Raw genomic sequence first — 20,357 nt, forward strand, 5'->3', positions numbered from 1 at the left:
CGGCTCCCGTAAAAATTATGGGCATGTAGTTCATCGAGCTTTAGGGCATTGGTGGTCAGCTCGATCCGGGTTGATCAGGGTATCGGCGCAATGGAAGATCGACAGGTCAGGATCACACGCAGAACGGGCACGAGGATGCGTGCGTTCAAGTCAATCGCAGGTTTGGCTCCGATTGCCGTTTTGTGGCTACTCCTGCTCACCGAGGTATTGTCTGCCATTTTCGCGGAAAAAGTCCTTTACGCCGGAAGGTTCACGGCCCTTCACTGGGTTGCTTATCGAGAAGAACCTACGCTGCCGCCGCCGACCGTGCGAAGCAGGGCCAGCATTAAGGGCGGTCTGCGCACACTGCTCGGCGTCATTGGCCCATAGCTGACGGTCTGCATGACCATCGGGAACGTCAGCTCTTGGAGGTGAAGCGGAGGTCCCCGGTTCGGTCGCTGTGGGCGGGTTTTGACCCATTGCAGACACCGCAAGGAATTGGCATCGTGTGCGATGATCACCGAATGGCTTACCGATCTACGTAAATGGGCGCTCGGCTTGGGCGTTTATTGTATTGCGTGCACTAGTGCAGTGGCTTGTATTACGCAGAGCTCGGAACGAGGCATCTTATTCGAGAATGTCCCGACGGACATCGACGCACCCGTCGTCATCGAAGCGACGATCTATGACATAACCCAAGTTGGCGATGTCCGTGGTTTTCAGATGGAGCTAATGAACGCGCGTGTTGATCGAGTGATCAAGGGATCTATCGATGCCAAATATTTGAGGATATTTGTCTACCCTACAAGCTGCACCCGCGTGGGCGTCGGGCAGGGTATCGTTCTCGGTACGCTTCGAGACGATCCTGTGCGCGGGGTTATGTTGGAAGCGGTCGAGAGGGCAGACATGCGGGCGTGGTCCAAAGAATTCGCGCAAAAGCAAGGGACCATTTTTAGTACCGCGAAGTGCATGAAAAACGAGTTCGGTGTCCGTGAGTGCCGCCTTGCCGGTACTGGCCCGGAGTGGACCAAACCCTAAATTCGATCGGGTCTGCTTTTGGCCCATAGCTGACGGCCTGCGTGACGATCGCGAACGTCGGCTCTTCGAGGTGAACCGGAAGTCACCCGGTCCGGTCGCTATGGGCGGCTTTTGACCGAGAGCGGAAATCAGAGCTCGATCGCTGGTGAAAATCACCGAACGCAGCAGCACGCGCCGTGCCGGGTTGCACGCGGCCGCGCGTTGCGGTCGGGCAACACTTTCTGGAAAAGCGTGGCGCCAACTGCTTCCGCCCATTGCGCATTTCCATTTTGATCCGAATGATCGATGCCGTCGCGTGCTGGGCGGTGCAACAGGGCTCGGATCGAGCCTTTGGAGGCTACGGGGTGATGAACCCGCGGCGAATTGCGACTCCGGAGTTGTGCGGGACGGTCATTCTCGCAGGTTGGCTCCTTGCCTGGCTTGCCGGCTCTGCCGGCACCGGGAACAGCGGCGCAGTGTCCATCGACGACCTCGCACCATCTCTCGCCGCCAACGCCGAACCGGCTGATACGCGACAGACCACCGCAGTCGACAACGTCACCAAAGTGAATGCTGAAGCGGCGATGGCTGCGGAACCCGTAACGGAGACGGCGTCCGACACGATGGCCACCCCGCAGCCAGGCGTCATGGTTAACGCTGTCGCCAACGCCGATGCGGCGATGGCGGTTGAATCGGTGCCGGCGACGCCCCCTGATGCGACGGCGAGCTCGAGCGAGCCGAAGCCAATCGTCGTGGCTGCGTTGCCCGATTCGTCGCAGACGCTGCCGGCCGAAACATCGCCGGTGCAGGCGGCGACGGCGAGCCCGCCTCCAGTGTCGAGCGACACCGAGGAGGCCGCGAGACCCCTGGATATTTTCGAGGAGTGCCTCGTCGTCGATGTCTGCATCGACCGGTACCTGTGGGCGCTCTACGAACGGACGCCGAAGCAAGACACCATCAGCGTACAAGAGCAGCGGAAAGTGACCGTCAAGAGGAAGCGCAAGACGGTGACTGTCACCAGGACGTTCACCAGGCGCGTCGATAACGATTTCACGTGGAAGGATCCGAAGGCGGCGGAACGAATGGGCAAGCCGATGATCGACTACGTGATTGGAGGGGTGGATCGGAGCTTCAAGCTCAAGCTGTTTCACGCGCTTTACGCGGCGGAGCAGGCCGGGTTGGCGCCCGGCATCACCAGCGCGTTCCGGGATGACTATCGTCAATCGATCGCGAGCGGCCTGAAGGCGGCGTCCGACAAGTCATACCATGGAGGGAGCTTCCGTGGCGGCTATGGCCATGGGCTTGCCGTCGATGTCGTGAGCGTCAAAGGCGCGACGCGGGCGGAGCGTTGGGTCACCACCGAGGCCCTTTGGAAATGGATCGATGCGCGTGGACCGGATTTTGGAATCGGGCGACCGTATCTCGATCGAGATCCACCGCATGTCGCGCCGATCGACGGCAAGGAATACGCCGCTCACCGCGGCGGGACGAAACCTCAGCACGCGGAAGCGGATCGCAAGAAGCGCGACCGGGGCGCTGTGCGGGTCGTGGCAAAACGATCAAAGACCGCAAAAGCGTCGAAGGGGAGAACGATCTGATCGGGTTCGGCTGCGCCTTCCAACACGACGCGGGCAACAATGCCTAGCAATCCCATCATCGTGCAAAAATACGGCGGCGTCTGTCTCGAAACACCGGCAAAAATCCGCGCGGCCGCGAGCAGTGTCGCCGATCTGCATGGCCGTGGTCATCGTGTCGTGGCGATCGTTTCAGCGATGGGCAAGACCACCGATGAACTCGTCAGGATGGCCTATCAGGTCAGCCCGCATCCCAATCGCCGCGAACTCGATATGTTGTTGACCACCGGCGAGCGCATCAGCATGTCCTTGATGAGCATGGCGCTGTCTGATCTCGGCGTGCCGGCGATCAGCTTTACCGGCAGTCAGGCCGGCGTCATGACCGACGGGTCCCATTCCTCCGCACGCATTCTGGACGTGCGGCCCATTCGCGTGCGCGAAGAACTCGATCGTGGACGCATCGTGGTTTTGGCGGGCTTTCAGGGCGTGAACCCGCTGACCAAGGAAATCACCACGCTTGGCCGGGGTGGCAGCGATACCACCGCGGTCGCCATGGCTGCGGCGCTCAAGGCGGAGTGCTGCGAGATTATCAAGGAGGTCGACGGAGTTTGCTCGGCTGACCCGCGCATCGTCGCGGACGCAAAACCCTTGCGTCAGCTGGATTTCGCATCCCTATCCGAAATGTGCTTCTGGGGCGCCAAAGTCCTGCACTTTCGCAGCGTGGAGCTGGCCCACAGCCAAAACGTGCCTTTGGTCCTGAGAAAGTGGGGCGGCGCTCGACACAGCACGCAAGTGATGAAGGAGGTCGCAGACATGGAGAACGGAAGAATCCTGGCCGTCAACTCGATGGCTCGCATTGAGCATGTGGAGATCGATTCGGCGGACCTCAATCAAGGCTTTGAGAAGTTCGCACAGCATCTCCAGCAAAATGGCTTGCCTTGGCCGCAACTCCTCGCCTCGGCTTTCACCGCCGAAAAAACCCGCATCATGATGACTTGCGATTCTGAGACACTCGACGCGTTGCTGCGCACATTGGAACGGAGCAAAGACCTGCGCAAACAGCGCGAGACGCTGAGTTCGGTGAGCCTCACTTGCTTCGGCGGCATTTCCTCGGACCTGCCATACAAGGCGGTTCAGATTCTGCAACGTCACGGAATCATCGCCGACAAGTATGTCTTGTCATCGCATTCGGTAAGCTTCTTTGTTCCGGTGGAGAGCCGTGAGGCTGCGGTCATGGCTTTGCATTCGCTGATCTAGTTGAAATTTGGCAACGGACGACGTCGGCCGTTGGCATTGGCAAGGTGCAGGCCGCCTACTCCCGGATGATCAACGAGCGGGGCGGCATCAACGGCCACCGGTTCAACCTGATTTCCTACGACGATGCCGCGACGCCGGCGAAGACGGTTCAGCAGGTCCCGCAAGCTCGTCGAAAGTGACGAAGTCCTCGCCGACGAGAGCGCCGTTCCGATGGAATCGGAACGGGATTCCATATCCATGGTTCAAACGCGTTTTCTTTTATCAATGCCCGAGCCGCGCCTCCGTGCCGGCCAGCAGCCGCTGAATGTTGGCACGATGGCGCACGATCACGTAGATGCCGCCTGCGATCACCAGCAAGCGATAGGGCAGCGGTTGCTCCAGGCCGCAGACGAGGACGATCGCCGTCAATGCCGCCAGCATCGAGCCGAGGGAAACGATCCGAGAGACAGCCACCACCGCGCCGAAGGCCGCCGCGGCGCCGAGGCCTACCGGCCAGGACATCGCCAGCAACACGCCGAGCCCGGTCGCAGCGGATTTGCCGCCGGTGAAATTCAGCCAGATCGAACGGCCGTGCCCCAACAACACAGCAAGCCCGGCCAGGCAGACAGCCCACGACACGCACGTTTGCGGATCAAGCGCTGCCGGCGGCGTGACGGATGGCAAGGTGTACAACCAGGGATAAAACCAGCGGGCGAACAGGATGACCGCCATGCCTTTCAGCACGTCGACCACGAGCACCGCCAATGCGGGCCACTTCCCCAGGGTTCGCAACACATTCGTTGCCCCGGTGGATTTGGAGCCATGCTGGCGGATATCGATGCCCCTCAGCAGCTTCCCCGCCAGATACCCCGTCGGCGTCGAACCGAGCAGATAGGCGATCGCCAGTCCAGCCACACCCGCGATCCAGAAGACCATCTCAGTCACCTCGATGCCCTTGGCGGCGCGTCCATCAATCCTAACGCGGATGCCACCAGCGTCCGCCGATCACGACGCCTTCGGATGCGATCTTGCGATCGCCGGTCAGGTGCTCGCCGACCACATCGACATAGTCGAACGTCCCCTGCCGGACCGAGAGCAGCGTGGCGTCGCCGACGCTGCCAGGCTTCAGGCTGCCGAGCTCCGGCCGCCGCAATGCCATCGCGGCATTGACGGTGGACGCCGCGATCACGTCAGGCAGCGGCATCCCCATGCAGAGGAATTTCGACATCGTCGTCACCTGGTCGAATGCCGGGCCGTCGATGCAGAGTTGATGGATATCGGAGGAGATGGTGTCGGGGTAGAAGCCGTTGGCGAGCATCGCGCGCGCCGTCTTGAAGGCGAACGAGCCCTTGCCATGGCCGATGTCGAACAGCACGCCGCGCTCGCGCGCCTCCAGCACGACCTTCTTCACCGTGCCCTGCGCGGTCGCGGGCGTGTTGGGGAACGGACGGAACGCATGCGTCAGCACGTCGCCCGGACGCAGGCGCGCGAGCACCTCCTCATAGCTCGGCGGCGGATGGTCGATATGCGCCATCAGGGGCATGCCGACCTGCTCGGCAACCTCGAGCGCGATCTCGAGCGGCACCAGCCCCGAGGTGCCCGAGGCGAACAGGCCGACCCGCACCTTGATGCCAACGATCAGGTCGCGGTTCTCGTCGGCGACCCGCGCCGCGTCGATTGGATTCATCAGCCGCAGCTCCTCGCTCTCGCCGACCATCACGCGATCCGAGAAGCCGAAGATGCCGGCATGCGAAACGTGCAGATAGGCGAGGATGCGGACCTGGCTCGGCTCGATCACATGCTTGCGGAAGCCGGCAAAGTTGCCCGGGCCGGCGCTGCCGGTGTCGACCGAGGTGGTGACGCCGGAGTTGCGGCAAAATTCCTCGGCGTCGATGCCGAGCGAGGTGCCGCCCCAATAGACATGGGTGTGCAGGTCGATGATCCCCGGTGAGACGATCAGCCCCGAGACGTCGCGGACCTCGGTGGCGGGATCGGCTTTCAACTCGCGGCCGAGCGCAGCGACCTTGCCTGAGGCAAAGCCGACATCGGTCACGGCATCGAGCTTTTGCGACGGGTCGATCACCCGTCCGCCGCGCAGGATCAGATCGAAAGGCATCGTGTTCTCCGGATTCGGTCCGGCACGATGGTCGACTTCGCCGGCGCCTGCAAGCCGCTCAACCGACATGGGAAACCGGCGCGGTCGCTGTCGCGCGATCCGCGGCCTTGTCAGCAACCATGTCCGTTGCCTTGTCCGCTCCCTTGTCCGCTCCCTTGGCCGACGCGACGATGGCCGCAATGGCCGGATGATGCGCCGCCTCCGAGGCAGCAATGGTCTCGCGGGCCCAGCGGTACGAGGATTCGAAAATTTCCTGATGGCGGTCGAAATCGGTGACGTCGATGCCGTCGGGCGTCGGCGGACGCATCACCATGTCGAGCGGCGTGGTCGGCAGCGTATCGTAGCGCTGATGCGCGACGAGGCTTCGCCACAGCACGTTGACGGCGCTCGGCGCGGCCGGAAGCAATTTCTTGCGGAACGGCGTCAGCAGCGATGCAAGCAGCTCAAGCCGCCCCGGCAGCGCGGCATAGTCGACGTCGAACATCTCGGTGGCCGGGTCGCCGAAATGGACCACCAGATTCGGTCCGCTCTTCATCTGGTGCATCTGCGCCAGCGGAACGTTGTCGACGAGGCATCCGTCGACCAGCATCGAGCCGTCCCTTGTATAGAACGGCGGCAGCAGACCGGGGATGGCGCTCGACGCCCGCACCGCGTGCCACAGCAGACCGGTGCGGATCAATTCGAGACTGTGCGTCGACAGATTGGTCGCGACCGCCGCGAACGGCCGCCAGCAGTCCTCGATCCGGCAATTATGGCCGTACTGATCGGCGAGCGCGGCATCGAACGCCTTGTGGTCCAGCAAGGCGTAGCGCGGCCAGGTCGGACGGCGGAAGCTGCGGCTGGAGACGAAGATCTCATGCGTGCCGCGCTCGAGATGCTCGGCGTCGTAGTTCTTGGCGAAGCCCGCCGCCATCGCCGAGCCGACGCTGGTGCCGACAAAGATATCGAACATAGCGCCGCGCTCGCGAAACGCCTTGTAGACGCCGACATGCGCGGTGCCGAGGCTGCCGCCGCCGCCGGCGACGAATCCGACGGCGCGACCGCGCAGGAAGCGAACCAGGCTGTCGATGTCGAGCTGGTCCTCGAGCGCGACGTGATGATGCATGAAGCAGGGCAGCCGCGCCAGCCACGCCGCGGTGCCGCTGACCTCGTGGCGCCTGACGTCATGAACCCGGACGAGGCGCCGCGTCGACGCCGGATGCACTCCGCAGGCGAAGCGTTCGATCTCCGTCAGATCGGGCGTGGGCGCATGGCCACGGCAGGCGAACACGACAAGGTCGGCCTGGCGGATGGTTTTCCGCGCCCAATCCGATGCGTCAGGACCACCGAAATAGGCTACCAGCGGCGCGTCGTACTCGATCCTGTTGAGCCAGTCGGCGACTTCGGATGCGTCCAGCGCGCGGCCGGGAAACATCGCCTGGACCCGCGCGAGGTCGACGATCTCGGCACCCGCAGCGGCAAGGCCTTCGCGCAACCTGTGCTCAAAGGCGGCAGGCACCGGTTCACGTCCACCTGGGATCAGCGCGACGGTGCGCGCCTTCGGTGACGCCCGGAGCGGCAACAGACGCGCGGTCTCGGTGGCAAACCGCCGCGCGAGCGCAGCCAGCAGCGCCTCGACGATCTCGGGCGTTTCTCGCGCCAGCGTGGTATAGGCGGCGCGCGTCAACACCAGCACGCTGGTATCGCGGATCGCAATCACATTGGCCGTGCGCGGGATATTGGCAAAGAAGCCGATCTCGCCGACCAGTTCGCCGGCGCGAAGCTCCGCGATCGGTTCGGGATGACTGGTCCGGTACACCGCGAGCGCGCCGTGCAGCACCAGAAACAGCGCGTCGGAGGCGCCGCCCTGCTCGACCAGCAGCTCGCCGCGCACGAGGTCGCGCCGGGTCATTGCGCCAAAGGCAATCAGCCGCTGCTCCGCGCTGAGGGTTCTGAACAGCGCGAAGTCCTCGGACACGTTTCCCCACGCAAACGTCGCGCTCGGCGGCACACGGTTCGAATGCATGCTCCGATGTTAGCGCCGGGCCGTCGTCCCGGCGAGCGATATCACGGCTCAATCGGCCGCACCCTGGCTACAAATCCTTGGGAGCACTGCAGCAGGATTTGCAGCATCCGCCATCAGCTTCACCCGACCAGTTCCGGCCACGGCACGATGGTCGACTTCACCGTCTTCATCGCCATTGCGTCGGCAACCGCGCGGGCGACGCCATCTTCGGTGAACGGATAGATCGTCTGCATGTCGAGCCAGGGATATTTGTTCCGCGTGCGGTAGAGCATGTCGACGCCGAGCGGCAGGTCGTTGCCGGTAAAGCCCCAGGAGCCGAGCACGTTGAGGTCCTTGGTGCAGATGCGGTGCCACGACGTATTGATCGAGCCGGCATCGGTGAACTGCCCCATCTCGACATAGGTGCCGCCGTCGCGCAGCATCTCGATGCCCTCGGGGCCGGCGGTCGGATGGCCCGAGCAGTCCATGACGAGGTCGGCGCCGAAACCGCCGACGATGTCGCGCACCGCCTTGATGCGCTGTTCCGGCGTCTTGAGCTGCTCGATATCGACAGTCGCCTCGGCGCCGAACTTGCGCGCCAGCGCAAGGCGCGGCGTCTCCGGCGCGCCGACGCAGATCACGCGCCCCGCGCCCATTTCCTGCGCGGCGGCGACCGCGAGGATGCCGATCGGCCCCGAACCCTGGATCACCACGGTGTCGCCCCATCTGAAGCCGCCGGCGCGGGTGGCGCGGTTGAAGGCGCGGATGCAGGAGGTCAGAGGCTCGGAGAGCGCGCCGAGCCGCAGCGACATGTCGTCAGGCAATTTGTAGATCTTAGTGCCGGGCAGCATGTCGAGATCGACATAGACATATTCAGCCCAGCCGCCCCACATATGCGGCGCCTTGTCGAAGCCGAGATAGCGGCCGTAATAGACCGGCGTCAGGCATTTGTTGGCGCTCTCGGGATAATGGATGCAGTAGTAGCAGCGGCCGCAGGGCATCAAGGGCGGGATCATCACCTTCGATCCCACCTGCAGCGGCTTGCTCATGAAATCCTCGGTGAACTCCGCGCCGCATTCGACGATCACGCCGCCGAGCTCATGGCCGAGCGTGAACGGCCACGGCAACGGCTTCGGCCAATGTCCCTTCAAGATGTGCAGATCGGTTCCGCAAACGCCACAGGCGCCCACCTTGATCAAGGCCGCCTTTTTGCCGATTTCCGGCCATGGCACTGTCCGGATTACCGGCTTGGCTCCAGGTCCATCATGCGTGCAGACGCGGATCTGCTCCATCGGTTCGCTCTCCCTGTCCTTGTCGTTGGGCCGGGTTCGGCCGAGCCGACTTTAGGTCAGGACGATTGGGATGTCATGAAGGCCTGTCATGAAGGTCTTCATGACAGACCTTGGCGGAACGAGGCGCTTCTAGTCCTGGCGGAGTATTGTCCGCAAGGAGGCATCGATTGTGAAGGCAGCCGAGGGCGAATTGGCTGGTAGCATTGCGGGGAACGACACCATGAATCCTGGTATCGAAGGTATCGTCGGCATGTACGTCAAGTTGGGCGAACTGGACACGCTGCAACGAATGAAGGAGCATCGACAGGGTTTGCTCGACCAATGCGTCGATACCGCGAATTTCAGCTTCGATGTGACGAGATCGATCTACAGGAGCGACCTCGAGGTGATCGAGGCCGGTATCGAGAGTCTGTTTGGCGAGATCACCGGCCATGTCGACGTGGTCAACGAGAAGAGGATTGCCGGCTGGGCCCTGTACAACCAGCACCCCGACAAAAGGGTTGCGATCGATATCTACTTCAACAACAACCTCGTCGGCGAAGTCGTCGCCGATGAGTTCCGCAACGATCTCCTGAAGCTCAACAAGGGCGATGGACACCATGCCTTCGTCTTCGTGCCGCCAAGCGGCTCCTATCAGCCGCCGCTGCAGATTGAGGTCCGCGCGGCGAAGCGAAAGGTGCTGAAAGCCGTGACTGTCGAACCACCAGCGGCGGCTGTCGAACCGGAAACGGCTGTCGAACCGGAAATGGACGCCGAGGACAAATAACCTCACCGCATCGCTTTCGCGCGCTTCGGATCGGCCGGGCGCCGCCTGGCTGAAGTCGCCGCAGACGTCAATATGGGCCGCGACATGACGGACGTGGGCGGCCGATTGACAGCGACGACCGCTTCACCGCAACCTGCGATGCAACCTCAGGTGACGGAATGAAGCCGCAGCCCGGCTCGGAGCGAATCTTCGTGGACGCCGGCACCGATCCGCTGGACGGGCGCGTGCGATGGGCGCCGGCGAAGTCGCTGTGGCTTGGCGGCATGACCGCGGTCGCGATCGTCCTTGGGCCGCTGCTGTTCACGTGGAGCGCGTTCGCATTATTCATCGTCACCAGCGCGATCACGCTGTGCTTTGGGCATTCGGTCGGCATGCACCGACGCCTGATCCATGCGAGCTTCGACTGTCCGCTGTGGCTGGAACGGCTCTGCGTCTATCTCGGCACGCTGGTCGGGATGGCCGGCCCCTACGGCATGGTGCGGCTGCACGATTTCCGCGACTGGGCGCAGCGCCAGACCGCGTGCCACGACTACTCCTGTCACCGCGCCGGCTTCTGGCGCGATGCGTGGTGGCAGCTGCACTGCACGCTGGTGCTGAAACACCCGCCCGAATTCCGGCTCGAGCGACGGCTCGCCGATGACCGCTTCTACGCCTTCGTCGAGCGAACCTGGATGTGGCAGCAATTGCCCTGGGCGATCCTGTTCCTCGCGATCGGCTCTTGGAGCTGGCTGGTCTGGGGCATCTGCGTCCGTGTCGCCGTCTGCGTCACCGGTCACTGGCTGATCGGTCATTACTCGCATCGCAAAGGCGGACAGACCTGGATCATCGAAGGCGTCGCGGCCCAGGGCTACAATGTCGGCATCGCGGGCCTGATCAGCATGGGCGAGAGCTGGCACAACAATCACCACGCCTATCCCGGCTCCGCGAAGCTCGGGCTGCTGCCGGGTCAGATCGACCTCGGCTGGTGGTTGATCAAGGCATTCGAAGCCGCAGGGCTCGCGAGCAACATCAAGACGCCGGACAATCTTGCGCCGCGCCCGGGCTCGCGCCGCGTCGACGAACCGGGCAACGCCGACGCGGTCGCGCCGCGACATCGCGGCAGCGCATTGTTCCAGTAATCCGCAGCCGCGGACCTTCCGTTGCGGATCGAACGCCACGCAGCTATATACGCCGCGTCGGAAAAGGCAGACTTGGTTTGGTAAGCCCAAGTCCTTTCGAAAACGAAAGTCCTTTCGAAAACGAAAGCTCTGGTCTCCTGCCTCGTGCATGAGATCCCCACGACGAACACCGGACGCCATCCAGGCGCGCCCAATGTTCGTCCGTGTGGTTCTCAACCCGACGAACCGCTCCGGTCGAACGCCGACAAAGGAGCAGTTCATGCGCACCAGCCGCCCCCTTCCCCATGATGTCGTGATTGCCGGTGCCGGCCCGGTCGGCCTGCTGCTTGCCTGCGAGCTGCAGCGCGCAAACCTCTCGGTCCTGGTGCTGGAGCAGGCCGCGGAGCCATGCTCGCCATTGAAGCGGCTGCCCTTCGGCATGCGCGGCCTTTCGGCGCCCGGCATCGAGGCGTTCTATCGTCGCGGGATGCTGGATGACATCGCGGCATGGCAGCACGCAAGCGATGGCTCGGGCAGCAGCGCATCGAATGGCGCGCATTGGACGCAATCGCCGCGCCGCCCGGCCGGCCATTTTGCCGGCATCCAGTTCTTTCACGACGATATCGACACGTCGAAGTGGCCGTTTCGCCTGCCGAGCCCGGCAGGCACCAGCATGGCGGTCGACATGGAGGCGCTCGAATCCGCCCTCGCCGTGCGCGCAACCGCGATGGGGGTCGAGATCAGGCGCGGCCTCGGCGTCGAGGCGCTGGATCAGTCGGACGACGGCGTCACCATTCGCGCCGGGGGCGCGACTTTCCACGGGCGCTGGCTGGTCGGCTGTGACGGCGGCCGCAGCATGGTGCGCAAGGCCGGCGGCTTTGAATTCGTCGGCACCGATCCCGAATTCACCGGCTATTCGGTCGAGGTCGAGATATCAGATCCGGACCAGCTCCGCACGGGCCGTCACTACACGCCGACGGGCATGTATACCTACGCGCGGCCCGGCACGATCGCGATGGTGGAGTTCGACGGCGGCGCCTTCCACCGAACCCGGCCGATCACGCGCGAGCATGTGCAGGCGGTGCTGCGCCGCGTCTCCGGCACGGACGTCACGTTGACGGCGCTCCGGCTTGCCACCACCTGGACCGATCGCGCCTGTCAGGCGACGGATTACCGCAAGGGGCGCGTGCTGCTCGCGGGCGATGCCGCGCACATTCATTCTCCGCTCGGCGGCCAGGGGCTCAATCTCGGGCTTGGCGACGCGATGAACCTCGGCTGGAAGCTCGCGGCCACGATCCGCGGCGACGCACCGGCGGATCTGCTCGACAGCTACTCGCGTGAGCGACATCCGGTGGCCGCGCAGGTATTGGACTGGTCGCGCGCCCAGGTCGCGCTGATGCGGCCAAGCCGAAGTTCGCGCGCGCTCGAAGCCATCATCCGCGACCTGATCGCGACGTCAGACGGCGCGAGCTACTTTGCCGAGCGCGTGTGGGGCGTTTCGCTGCGCTACGATCTTGGCGGCAACCATCCGCTGGTGGGCCTTAGCGCGCCCGACTTCGAGCTCGCCTGTGGCACGAAACTCGGCGAACTGCTGAGGAACGGGCGCGGCGTGCTGCTGGACTTCGATCCGCGCTCTCCGCTGCAAGCGCTTGCGGATCGCTGGCGTGGCCGGATCGGCTATGTCGCAAGCGATGCGCGGGATCGGCTGGGCCTCGACGCCGTGCTCGTGCGCCCCGACGGCTTCGTCGCATGGGCCGCTGACACCGCCACTCACCTTGATGAAGCAGCTCAGGTCATGTCGCGGTGGTTCGGCGAACCTGATGCGCAGCCCTGACCCCTTGGGGGCCACGCGGGGTTCCACTCACGTTTCTCTTGCACCGTGTGCGGGTTCCCCGTCTCAACCGTAACGCCCCGTTAACCCTATCAGCCGTAGGGTCGTCGGGGCTCCGAATGGACGGTGGCCGGGTTTGTCGTGATGTCGTTTGCACAGAAGAAAACTACCGTCGTCCCCGTAGCCGAGGAGCGGCGGCGCTTCCAGCGCGTCAAGGTGCACCTGCTCGGCCGCTACATGCTGCCCGACCGGCGCGAGTTTCCCTGCCAGATTATCAACATGTCGCCGGGCGGCCTCGCTTTGCTGGCGCCAGGCATCGGCAATGTCGGCGACCGCGTGATCGCCTATCTCGACCATATCGGCCGGGTCGAAGGACGCATCACCCGCATCATCGACAACGGCTTTGCGATGACGATCGGCGCCACCGCGCGCAAGCGCGACAAGCTCGCCGCGCAGCTGACCTGGCTTGCCAACCGCGACATCCTCAATCTGCCCGAGGATCGCCGCCACGACCGTATCGTGCCGCGCAACCCGATCGCCCTGCTGACCCAGGAAGACGGCACGCGGATGACCTGCCGCATCATCGACCTTTCCTTGTCCGGTGCTGCGATTGCCGCCGAGAACCGCCCGCCGCTGAAATCGCTCGTGATGCTCGGGCGGGTGCAGTCCCGTGTGGTGCGAAATCTCGAGGAAGGCTTCGCGCTCGAGTTCGTTCACGAGCAATCGGCGGAAACCCTCGAAGAGAGCGTTACCGCGAGGTAAAGCGAAAAAGCGCTCAAGCCCCCCTGTTTTGGCCCGCGAAGGCGGCCACCGGTGCACCGGTGGCCGCCTTCGGCGCGTTTGGCCCGGTGAAAATCGGCGGTTAACGGCCGCAGCGTTTGACGCAACAAACCGCGCTGGCGCAGCGCTTGCCGCGTTAATGCATAAAATTTGAATCAATTGCAGTTGTTTCAAATTTTACGCGAATTCGATTCAAGTACAGTTCGAATTCGTCGCAGCTTTTACCAGTATTCGCGTCAAATCTACTTTGCGTACTTAGCGGCGGCGCAAAAGCTTTGTGCGAAACGTGGTCCCAACAAGAAGAACGGGGGCCACGATGTTTGGGTTCAGGGGACAGGGGAAAGGTTTGGCGGTTGCCGCCATTCTGTTTGCGACGTGCGTGTCGGCCAAGGCCGGCGACGTGCTCTACGCCAGCCTGGGTGATGTTGCGCGTTCGCCGATCGGCTGGGTCGAATTCTGTGCCGACAATCCGGGCGAATGCCGCGGCGGCGCGACGCAACCACGCGACATCGTGTTGTCGCAGACCGCTTGGCGGGACCTCGTACGGGTCAACAAGTGGGTCAACGAATCCATCAAGCCGATGACCGACATGGATCATTGGGGCGTGATCGAGAAATGGTCGTTGCCGACTGACGGCTACGGCGACTGCGAGGACTACGTGCTCCTGAAGCGCAAGATGCTGATGGACGCCGGCTGGCCCCGCGAGGCGCTGTTGATCACGGTGGTCCGCGACAAGAAGGGCGAAGGTCACGCGGTGCTGACGGTGAAGACCGACAAAGGCGAGTTCGTGCTCGATAACCAGAACGAGAGCATCGTCGCCTGGACCGACACTGGCTACCGCTTCGTCAAGCGGCAGTCGCAGGGCGATCCCAATGTCTGGGTCTCGCTCGGGGACAACCGCCCCGCAGTTGCAACCGCAAGCTCGCGCTGAGCAGAACAGGAAATTTCGAGTTCGCGACCCGGTCACATCCCCACCCCTCCCCGTCCCAGACCGGTTCGCGCGCGGCCAGCCTTCCCCCAAAGGCTGGCCGCACCCTTTTTGAGCGGCGTCGATCGACGCCTAGAAGAACCGCTCGAGAAACGCCGCGGTCTCGTCCGAGATGCCGACGATCTTGTTGGTGGCCTGGCGATAGAATTTGAAATTCAGTTCGGTCTCGGGCCGGCCGTCGTCCCAATCCTTGAAGCGCTTGAGCTGGTCGCGCCCGAGCGGCCGCGCTGCGGATGCGGTGCGCCTGACCGTGATGCTGACGCGCGGCGTTTGCCTGATGATGCCGATCTTGGGCGGTGTCGCTTCGGCCGACGCGACGATCGCGCGGGCGATCAGGCCGCTGCCGCCCTCGTTCTCGCTCGCGAACACGAACACGACGTCGTCGGCCGCGAATGTGCTTGCCGCCATACATGGTCTTCTGCGCGGTGAAGCTGAACACCATCGCCCGTGGATTTCGGATCTCGGTCTTGATCGCAAACGCCATCGCATTCCTTCACCGGCTCGCTTTGCCATTCGCGTCGGCGGCTTGACATCCTAGCATCGGCGAGATTGAATTGAATTCAATTCAGCGAGTGAGCCCACGATGGACGCGACGAGCCTGGGGACACGGGAACGGCTGCTCTCGGCAGCGCAAGCCGAGCTCATCGAGGGCCGCGGGCACCTCGAGATGCAGGCCGTCGCAAGACGGGCGCAGGTCTCGGTCGGGCTCGCCTACCACCACTTCGGATCGAAGGCCGGCCTGATCGCCGCCGTGGTCGAAGGCTTCTATGAACAACTTGATGCGGCGGCGTTCGGCGGTGCCAAGCTGTCCGCCACGGACTGGGCGGACCGGGAGAAGCAGCGGATCGGCGCCTATGTCGCCTTTCACTATGATCACCCGTTTGCGCCCCTCGTGATCGGACCGCTCAGCCGCGCGCCCGAGGTGCTCGATGTCGAGACCGCCTTCACCGGCCGGCAGCTTGCAGCCGGCGCCCGCATGCTCGAGGCGGCCCAGCGCGACGGGATCGTGTCCGCTGGCATCGACCCTCACCTCACCATCGCGCTGATGATCGGCGGCATCCGCCAGGCGCTGATCGGCGCGCTCATGAGCGAAAGACGGCCTGATCCGGCAAGGCTGACCGGCGACATCTGGGCCTTCATGGCCGCCGCGTTGGGCTTGCCTGCCAAACCCCTGTCCGCGCGGCCAAGAACCATGCGGCGCAGCCGCAGCTAAGCTTCAGCCAGAACCCGAACATCGATGGCCATCTTGTTCAATCCGCACGATTTTCACGCTCCGCAATCGTCCTACAGCAAGCCGGATCTGCTGCGCTCGAGCGAAGGCGGCTATTTCGGCCCGGGCAATGCGCAGCTGCCGGCACCGCCGATGCTGATGATGGACCGCATCACCGAGATCAGCCTGGACGGAGGCGCATTCGGCAAGGGCCATGTCGCCGGCGAACTCGAGATTGCGCCGGATCACTGGTTCTTCGCCTGTCACTTTGCCGCCGACCCCGTGATGCCCGGATGCCTCGGCCTCGACGCCATGTGGCAGATCATCGGCTTCTGGCTCGGCTGGTCGGGCTCGCCGGGCAAGGGCCGCGCGCTCGGGGTCGGCGAGGTCAAGTTCAGGGGGCACATCACGCCGGATGTCAGGCTGGTGCGCTATGAGGTCGACATACGCCAGGCCAGGCGCGGCCGGCTGGTGCTGGGCATCGCCGACGGCCGGGTGCTCGCCGACGGCGCTTGCGTCTATCTGGCAAAGGACATGAGGGTCGGCCTGATCGCGCCCAGAGGCTGAATTCGGGAGCTTGAATTCGCGTCGACCAGAGGCCGATCGGCGCCTCGAGCCGGCCGAGCAGCGCGGCCGAAGATTAACATGTGATACAAATTTCGCTGCTGCCGCAGTGGTCTACACACCCCCCGGTTTTGCCCGCGCCGAGGTTTGTGCTATTTCGAACCTTTCAATTGACGTCCGGTTGTTGGTCGCATGGTCGAACTTGCCCCCCGGAATTCACAAGCCAGCAGCCTGATTGGCGTGCAGCCGATCGCGATCGGCGCCGTGGTGCTGGTGCTTGTGCTGTTCGGGATCGGCTCGATCGCGCTGTGGCGCGCCTTCACCGGCAACGTGCCGGAGACCGACCGCATGGTCGCCGCGCGTCAGTTGCAGGCGCGGACCGCGCAGGTCTCCGAGGCCCTGGTGGAAAAGACCAAGGGGATGGAGGTGACCCAGCAAGAATCCATCGACCAGCTGCAGGAGGTGCAGGACCAGCTGCAGACCATGCGCAAGCAGTTCGCCTTGCAGGCGGCCGATGCGAAGAGGCTCTCCGACCAGGTCGCCGCGCTGACTGAACAGGTCGAGGGTTTGCGCCAGTCACTGGCGAGCGCGCAGGCCAACGAACCGGCCGCCGAGCCCGCGCCGCGTAAGCGCTCAAAGGCCACCCGTAGCGCCAACCGGAAGCGCCACCGGTCGCGCGGTTGATGCCCTCGGAAGCCCACCCCACGCCAGGTGACCAGCCATAAAAATGCGCCAAATCCCCAGCAAGATCATCATCTAGCGGGGAACTTTCGGGCTCGACGGCTGCCGGCAGCGGCCGATCATGAGTGCCCGTTACCGTGAATTAATCCGGACTTTGTGAACTGGTTCACATATCGGCCTTCGAATCCGAGTCATCTTCGAATGACCGGATGGCGTGAGCCGATTTCAATATCCGGGGCTGGCAAGGTCGTTGACGGTATACTACGTCGACGGCCTTGTTTTTTGGGCCCTTGAATCCCACGCGGGACCGCTTACCGAGAAAGCGCCCTCGCCGCGCGAAACATGCAGACCGGGTGAAGAAATACGGCGTGCTCAGCTGACGGCTCTGCGTGCGCAGCATCACCTCGGCTAAGGCCGCGGCGAACGGCACTGCCGCTTATTTGGCGCGATCGCGCAAGACGCGATCGCCTCTCTGTCGCAGCCGCGCAAGCTTCGGCTCGAGTTCGCGAAGCATGTAGATCAGCGCAACGGCAAGGCTCGCAACAACCACCATGAGCAGCAATGTCAGGTCAGGAATGGTCAGCATCTCTGATATCCTCTAGGCCCGGCTTCAATCGCAGCCGGGCCATTGGTTTTCGCGACGCGGTCACGGACTACTGCAAGGCGGTGCAAGCTGCATACCAGTGCGCGACCCAACGCGGCGGCCGGGCGTCGAAACGCCGGCCGCGCCGATCATTGCAAGACCATCAGCATGGCGACCGAATGGACCGGCCATGCTTGAGCGAATGGCTCAATTGCAAACCTGCACCGGCCGAACGCGCCAGCCATACGGTGTCATCACGCCGCGGCGCACGACGTAACAGTAGCCGTAGCCATCGTCATAGCCGTAGCCGGCGTCATAGCCGTAGCCGGCGTAGTATGGATTGCCGTAGTAGCCGTCATAGTAATCGTAGGCGCCATAGCCCAGCCCGAAGCCGACCGCTGCCGCCGCGAGCGGATAGCCCCAGCCGCGCCGATAGAAGCCGCCGTTCCAGCCGCCACCACGCCAGCCTCCGCCGTGCCAGCCGCGGCCGGCCCAACCGCCTCCGATCGCCGCCGACCGGAAGCCACCGCCGATCGCAGCCGACCGGAAGCCACCGCCCCCGCCCATGGCCCGGAATGCGGCGCCGCCGCCGTGGAAGCCGCCAAAACCGCCGCCGCCGCGGAAGCCGCCACCACCATGAAAGCCGCCGCCACCGAAGCCACCGCGTGCCGACGCAGCATCGACGGTGAACAGACCGACCGAGGCCGTCGCCAGCAAGGCAATCATCGTTTTACGCAACATCACCCGTTACTCCTTCTTTCAGAGGCTTTCTTCTTCAAGCCTCCTCCGCCGCGTCCTGCGCATGCTAGCCCAATCTAGGACCGCGGCTTCCACCGCGCGGCTATGTCGCGCTCACATCTGCGCGACCCGCGTTCATCGAAGCGCGGCCGTCAGAGGTTAACAGCCGCGGCAGATGCCTCGTGTACGGCGGTCGACTTTTTCGTTCTCGTCGGCGATGGCCTTGTCGACGCTCTCGGTCGTCGTTGACGAGCCGGTGGTAACGCCCCTGCCGGTGTTGGGGCCGCCGGAGGATTGCGCGGTCCCGGCGCTGTTGGTCCCTGCCGGTGGTGACGTGGCTTGCGGCGATGTCGGGCTGGCTGACGAGGGGCTGCCGGTCCCGGCGCCGCTCCCGGTACCTTGGGCGACGGTAACCGCGGGCGCTAGCACAATCGCGATTGTCGCGAGCGCGGTGGTGACAGATAATTTGCGCATGGCAATTCTCCCTTGCGGACGTCAACGAGTCCGCAAAACGCCGGTTACCGCAGGCGTTGGAGCAATACAGTTTGGGAGCAATGCAATTTGCGCAAGCTGATCGAGTTTGACGACGACACTTTCGACAAGCTGAAGGAGCTCGGGCGCGACCGGATGGCGACCTTGCAGGAGCTCGCCGACGAAGCTTTCGCCGACCTGCTCAAGAAGCACGGCATTCCGATCGACCTGAAGGATGCGCTGCGCAAGAGCGCAAGACTTCAGGAAACAACAAGACTTCAGGAAGCAACAAGACTTCAACAGGCAACGAGACCGCAAGGCGCAGCGAAGCCTCGCCCCGCCGCACCGAACGCCGCGCGCAAGCGCGGCCGCAAGCGCTGAAGCTTCAGCCGATCTTCTTCAGTCCCGTTTTGTATTGCGGGCCCCTGATGGCGTAGGACTTCGCCGGCCGCGACAACGCTTCGGCCTGCGCCGCGTCAAGCGTACGCACCACACGCGCGGGTGCACCGATGATCAGGGAATTTTCCGGAAACTCCTTGCCCTCGGTGATGACGGAGCCGGCACCGACCACGCTGCCGCGCCGGATCCGCGCGCCGTTCATCACGATCGATCCCATCCCGATCAGCACGCCGTCTTCCAGCGTGCAGCCGTGCACGATCGCATTGTGCCCGATGGTGACGTTGTTGCCGATGCTGAGGGGAAAGCCGGGATCGACGTGCAGGGTGGAATTGTCCTGAACGTTGGAGCCCTCGCCGATCTCGATCCACTCATTGTCGCCGCGCAGCACGGCGCCGAACCAGACGCTCGCGGCGGACTTGAGGCGGACCTTGCCGATCACAACGGCATTGTCGGCGATGAAGTAGCTGCCGTCGGCGGGAAGATCGGGCGCCTGCCCGTCGAGTTCGTAGATCGCCATTGAGGTCTCCCTGGAGCGTTTTCGAGCGAAGTGGACACCGGTTCGCGTGAAGAAAACGCGTCGAAACGAAAATCCAGAGCTTCGGTTTCTGATTCAATCAGAACCGAAGCTCTGATCGCAGGAGACCTTGGCACGACGGCCGACATGGTTTCAAGCAAGCGCGACCGTGATCGGCCGCGGATCATGATCGGATCAGGCCAGCACGCCCGCAGCGCGCAGCGTCATCATGAAGAAGGTGCCCGACATCAGGCTCCAGAAGCCGGAGATGACGGTTGCCATCATCACGAATTCAAAGCGACGGCGCTCGATGCGTGCCCCGCGCAGCGTGTTGCGCATGATGATGAACGGTGCGGCGAAGACGAGGAACGGGACCGCGGCGAAGGTCTTCGGCGCCACGCCCTCCTGCAGCAGGCCGAAACCGGCCGGGCGCTCCGCCATCGCCTGGTAACCGCTGGCCAGTGCGCCCGCGAGCGCGAAACCGATCAGGAGCGAGAACAGGGAATTCAAGGTATCGGGCGACATCGGAACTTCCGC

The 20,357-nt window shown here is 63.8% G+C and carries 22 protein-coding genes and 1 pseudogene; 13 read left to right on the forward strand and 10 right to left on the reverse strand.

Features of this window, described 5'->3' with window-relative positions:
• Positions 1-492 precede the first annotated feature (492 nt).
• From ACVWYP_RS31070 to ACVWYP_RS31085, 4 genes and pseudogenes are all read left to right on the forward strand, one after another.
• The gene (locus tag ACVWYP_RS31070) at positions 493-1,017 is read left to right on the forward strand and encodes a hypothetical protein (RefSeq protein WP_304495965.1); all 525 of its coding nucleotides are present in this window, start codon (positions 493-495) and stop codon (positions 1,015-1,017) included.
• A 278-nt stretch (positions 1,018-1,295) separates the two neighbouring features.
• The gene (locus ACVWYP_RS31075; RefSeq protein ID WP_304495966.1) at positions 1,296-2,594 is read left to right on the forward strand and encodes a peptidase M15; all 1,299 of its coding nucleotides are present in this window, start codon (positions 1,296-1,298) and stop codon (positions 2,592-2,594) included.
• Between the two features lie 39 nt (positions 2,595-2,633).
• Positions 2,634-3,827 (forward strand): aspartate kinase, encoded by a 1,194-nt coding sequence (locus ACVWYP_RS31080; protein WP_304495967.1) that lies wholly within the window; start codon positions 2,634-2,636, stop codon positions 3,825-3,827.
• Positions 3,828-3,859: 32 nt separating this feature from the next.
• Positions 3,860-4,016 (forward strand): annotated as a pseudogene (locus ACVWYP_RS31085) (ABC transporter substrate-binding protein); the annotation flags it as partial.
• 72 nt (positions 4,017-4,088) lie between these two features.
• Here the strand turns inward: ACVWYP_RS31085 and plsY are convergent.
• The 4 genes from plsY to ACVWYP_RS31105 all read right to left on the reverse strand — a co-directional run bounded on the left by plsY (position 4,089) and on the right by ACVWYP_RS31105 (position 9,198).
• Positions 4,089-4,742, reverse strand: coding sequence for a glycerol-3-phosphate 1-O-acyltransferase PlsY (gene plsY, locus ACVWYP_RS31090; protein WP_304495968.1), 654 nt, complete (start codon positions 4,740-4,742; stop codon positions 4,089-4,091).
• A gap of 40 nt (positions 4,743-4,782) precedes the next feature.
• A complete protein-coding gene (locus ACVWYP_RS31095; RefSeq protein WP_304495969.1) occupies positions 4,783-5,922 on the reverse strand; it encodes an amidohydrolase/deacetylase family metallohydrolase in 1,140 nt (379 codons plus the stop codon).
• Positions 5,923-5,980: 58 nt separating this feature from the next.
• Positions 5,981-7,927: a patatin-like phospholipase family protein gene (locus tag ACVWYP_RS31100; protein WP_304495970.1), complete on the reverse strand. Its 1,947-nt coding sequence runs from the start codon at positions 7,925-7,927 to the stop codon at positions 5,981-5,983.
• A 119-nt stretch (positions 7,928-8,046) separates the two neighbouring features.
• Complete coding sequence (locus ACVWYP_RS31105; RefSeq protein WP_028342945.1) at positions 8,047-9,198, reverse strand: zinc-binding dehydrogenase; 1,152 nt, start codon at positions 9,196-9,198, stop codon at positions 8,047-8,049.
• A gap of 169 nt (positions 9,199-9,367) precedes the next feature.
• Here ACVWYP_RS31105 and ACVWYP_RS31110 point away from each other — a divergent pair, with 169 nt between their 5' ends.
• The 5 genes from ACVWYP_RS31110 to ACVWYP_RS31130 all read left to right on the forward strand — a co-directional run bounded on the left by ACVWYP_RS31110 (position 9,368) and on the right by ACVWYP_RS31130 (position 14,603).
• Positions 9,368-9,964 (forward strand): hypothetical protein, encoded by a 597-nt coding sequence (locus ACVWYP_RS31110; RefSeq protein WP_304495971.1) that lies wholly within the window; start codon positions 9,368-9,370, stop codon positions 9,962-9,964.
• A 158-nt stretch (positions 9,965-10,122) separates the two neighbouring features.
• Positions 10,123-11,082: an acyl-CoA desaturase gene (locus ACVWYP_RS31115; protein ID WP_051448037.1), complete on the forward strand. Its 960-nt coding sequence runs from the start codon at positions 10,123-10,125 to the stop codon at positions 11,080-11,082.
• Positions 11,083-11,341: 259 nt separating this feature from the next.
• Positions 11,342-12,895, forward strand: a complete 1,554-nt coding sequence (locus ACVWYP_RS31120; protein WP_028342943.1) for an FAD-dependent monooxygenase — start codon at positions 11,342-11,344, stop codon at positions 12,893-12,895.
• Positions 12,896-13,036: 141 nt separating this feature from the next.
• Positions 13,037-13,654 carry a PilZ domain-containing protein gene (locus tag ACVWYP_RS31125; protein WP_028342942.1) on the forward strand — a complete coding sequence of 206 codons (618 nt, stop codon included), beginning with the start codon at positions 13,037-13,039 and terminating at the stop codon, positions 13,652-13,654.
• A 334-nt stretch (positions 13,655-13,988) separates the two neighbouring features.
• Positions 13,989-14,603 (forward strand): transglutaminase-like cysteine peptidase, encoded by a 615-nt coding sequence (locus ACVWYP_RS31130; RefSeq protein ID WP_028342941.1) that lies wholly within the window; start codon positions 13,989-13,991, stop codon positions 14,601-14,603.
• Positions 14,604-14,732: 129 nt separating this feature from the next.
• On the opposite strand, the gene ACVWYP_RS31135 is transcribed toward ACVWYP_RS31130, so the two are convergent.
• The gene (locus ACVWYP_RS31135; protein ID WP_304495972.1) at positions 14,733-15,068 is read right to left on the reverse strand and encodes a hypothetical protein; all 336 of its coding nucleotides are present in this window, start codon (positions 15,066-15,068) and stop codon (positions 14,733-14,735) included.
• A gap of 175 nt (positions 15,069-15,243) precedes the next feature.
• Between ACVWYP_RS31135 and ACVWYP_RS31140 the strand changes: the two genes are divergently transcribed.
• The 3 genes from ACVWYP_RS31140 to ACVWYP_RS31150 all read left to right on the forward strand — a co-directional run bounded on the left by ACVWYP_RS31140 (position 15,244) and on the right by ACVWYP_RS31150 (position 17,118).
• Complete coding sequence (locus ACVWYP_RS31140) at positions 15,244-15,873, forward strand: TetR/AcrR family transcriptional regulator (RefSeq protein WP_028342939.1); 630 nt, start codon at positions 15,244-15,246, stop codon at positions 15,871-15,873.
• Between the two features lie 33 nt (positions 15,874-15,906).
• On the forward strand, positions 15,907-16,437 hold the full coding sequence (gene fabA, locus ACVWYP_RS31145; protein ID WP_028342938.1) for a bifunctional 3-hydroxydecanoyl-ACP dehydratase/trans-2-decenoyl-ACP isomerase: 531 nt from the start codon (positions 15,907-15,909) through the stop codon (positions 16,435-16,437).
• A gap of 189 nt (positions 16,438-16,626) precedes the next feature.
• Positions 16,627-17,118, forward strand: a complete 492-nt coding sequence (locus ACVWYP_RS31150) for a hypothetical protein (RefSeq protein ID WP_028342937.1) — start codon at positions 16,627-16,629, stop codon at positions 17,116-17,118.
• Positions 17,119-17,551: 433 nt separating this feature from the next.
• On the opposite strand, the gene ACVWYP_RS31155 is transcribed toward ACVWYP_RS31150, so the two are convergent.
• From ACVWYP_RS31155 to ACVWYP_RS31165, 3 genes are all read right to left on the reverse strand, one after another.
• The gene (locus ACVWYP_RS31155) at positions 17,552-17,701 is read right to left on the reverse strand and encodes a hypothetical protein (RefSeq protein WP_155258669.1); all 150 of its coding nucleotides are present in this window, start codon (positions 17,699-17,701) and stop codon (positions 17,552-17,554) included.
• A 204-nt stretch (positions 17,702-17,905) separates the two neighbouring features.
• Positions 17,906-18,439: a hypothetical protein gene (locus ACVWYP_RS31160; RefSeq protein ID WP_456684253.1), complete on the reverse strand. Its 534-nt coding sequence runs from the start codon at positions 18,437-18,439 to the stop codon at positions 17,906-17,908.
• A 156-nt stretch (positions 18,440-18,595) separates the two neighbouring features.
• Positions 18,596-18,910 carry a hypothetical protein gene (locus ACVWYP_RS31165; protein ID WP_080686875.1) on the reverse strand — a complete coding sequence of 105 codons (315 nt, stop codon included), beginning with the start codon at positions 18,908-18,910 and terminating at the stop codon, positions 18,596-18,598.
• 87 nt (positions 18,911-18,997) lie between these two features.
• On the opposite strand from ACVWYP_RS31165, the gene ACVWYP_RS31170 reads away from it, so the two are divergent.
• The gene (locus tag ACVWYP_RS31170; RefSeq protein ID WP_304495974.1) at positions 18,998-19,288 is read left to right on the forward strand and encodes a hypothetical protein; all 291 of its coding nucleotides are present in this window, start codon (positions 18,998-19,000) and stop codon (positions 19,286-19,288) included.
• A 4-nt stretch (positions 19,289-19,292) separates the two neighbouring features.
• Here the strand turns inward: ACVWYP_RS31170 and ACVWYP_RS31175 are convergent, their stop codons facing one another.
• Together ACVWYP_RS31175 and ACVWYP_RS31180 are read right to left on the reverse strand one after the other, a co-directional pair.
• Positions 19,293-19,823, reverse strand: coding sequence for a gamma carbonic anhydrase family protein (locus ACVWYP_RS31175; RefSeq protein ID WP_028342934.1), 531 nt, complete (start codon positions 19,821-19,823; stop codon positions 19,293-19,295).
• A 192-nt stretch (positions 19,824-20,015) separates the two neighbouring features.
• Positions 20,016-20,345, reverse strand: a complete 330-nt coding sequence (locus ACVWYP_RS31180) for a DUF6949 family protein (RefSeq protein WP_028342933.1) — start codon at positions 20,343-20,345, stop codon at positions 20,016-20,018.
• Positions 20,346-20,357: the final 12 nt, after the last annotated feature.

The sequence above is a fragment of the Bradyrhizobium sp. USDA 3262 genome, assembly GCF_054060035.1.

Excerpts from the sequence above, each read along its gene's own strand:
- ACVWYP_RS31070 (WP_304495965.1), top strand. The coding sequence starts at position 493 with ATGATCACCGAATGGCTTACCGATCTACGTAAATGGGCGCTCGGCTTG.
- ACVWYP_RS31075 (WP_304495966.1), top strand. The coding sequence starts at position 1,296 with ATGATCGATGCCGTCGCGTGCTGGGCGGTGCAACAGGGCTCGGATCGA.
- ACVWYP_RS31080 (WP_304495967.1), top strand. The coding sequence starts at position 2,634 with ATGCCTAGCAATCCCATCATCGTGCAAAAATACGGCGGCGTCTGTCTC.
- plsY (WP_304495968.1), bottom strand. The coding sequence starts at position 4,742 with ATGGTCTTCTGGATCGCGGGTGTGGCTGGACTGGCGATCGCCTATCTG.
- ACVWYP_RS31095 (WP_304495969.1), bottom strand. The coding sequence starts at position 5,922 with ATGCCTTTCGATCTGATCCTGCGCGGCGGACGGGTGATCGACCCGTCG.
- ACVWYP_RS31100 (WP_304495970.1), bottom strand. The coding sequence starts at position 7,927 with ATGCATTCGAACCGTGTGCCGCCGAGCGCGACGTTTGCGTGGGGAAAC.
- ACVWYP_RS31105 (WP_028342945.1), bottom strand. The coding sequence starts at position 9,198 with ATGGAGCAGATCCGCGTCTGCACGCATGATGGACCTGGAGCCAAGCCG.
- ACVWYP_RS31115 (WP_051448037.1), top strand. The coding sequence starts at position 10,123 with ATGAAGCCGCAGCCCGGCTCGGAGCGAATCTTCGTGGACGCCGGCACC.
- ACVWYP_RS31120 (WP_028342943.1), top strand. The coding sequence starts at position 11,342 with ATGCGCACCAGCCGCCCCCTTCCCCATGATGTCGTGATTGCCGGTGCC.
- ACVWYP_RS31125 (WP_028342942.1), top strand. The coding sequence starts at position 13,037 with ATGTCGTTTGCACAGAAGAAAACTACCGTCGTCCCCGTAGCCGAGGAG.
- ACVWYP_RS31130 (WP_028342941.1), top strand. The coding sequence starts at position 13,989 with ATGTTTGGGTTCAGGGGACAGGGGAAAGGTTTGGCGGTTGCCGCCATT.
- ACVWYP_RS31135 (WP_304495972.1), bottom strand. The coding sequence starts at position 15,068 with ATGGCGGCAAGCACATTCGCGGCCGACGACGTCGTGTTCGTGTTCGCG.
- ACVWYP_RS31140 (WP_028342939.1), top strand. The coding sequence starts at position 15,244 with ATGGACGCGACGAGCCTGGGGACACGGGAACGGCTGCTCTCGGCAGCG.
- ACVWYP_RS31150 (WP_028342937.1), top strand. The coding sequence starts at position 16,627 with ATGGTCGAACTTGCCCCCCGGAATTCACAAGCCAGCAGCCTGATTGGC.
- ACVWYP_RS31155 (WP_155258669.1), bottom strand. The coding sequence starts at position 17,701 with ATGCTGACCATTCCTGACCTGACATTGCTGCTCATGGTGGTTGTTGCG.
- ACVWYP_RS31160 (WP_456684253.1), bottom strand. The coding sequence starts at position 18,439 with ATGTTGCGTAAAACGATGATTGCCTTGCTGGCGACGGCCTCGGTCGGT.
- ACVWYP_RS31165 (WP_080686875.1), bottom strand. The coding sequence starts at position 18,910 with ATGCGCAAATTATCTGTCACCACCGCGCTCGCGACAATCGCGATTGTG.
- ACVWYP_RS31175 (WP_028342934.1), bottom strand. The coding sequence starts at position 19,823 with ATGGCGATCTACGAACTCGACGGGCAGGCGCCCGATCTTCCCGCCGAC.
- ACVWYP_RS31180 (WP_028342933.1), bottom strand. The coding sequence starts at position 20,345 with ATGTCGCCCGATACCTTGAATTCCCTGTTCTCGCTCCTGATCGGTTTC.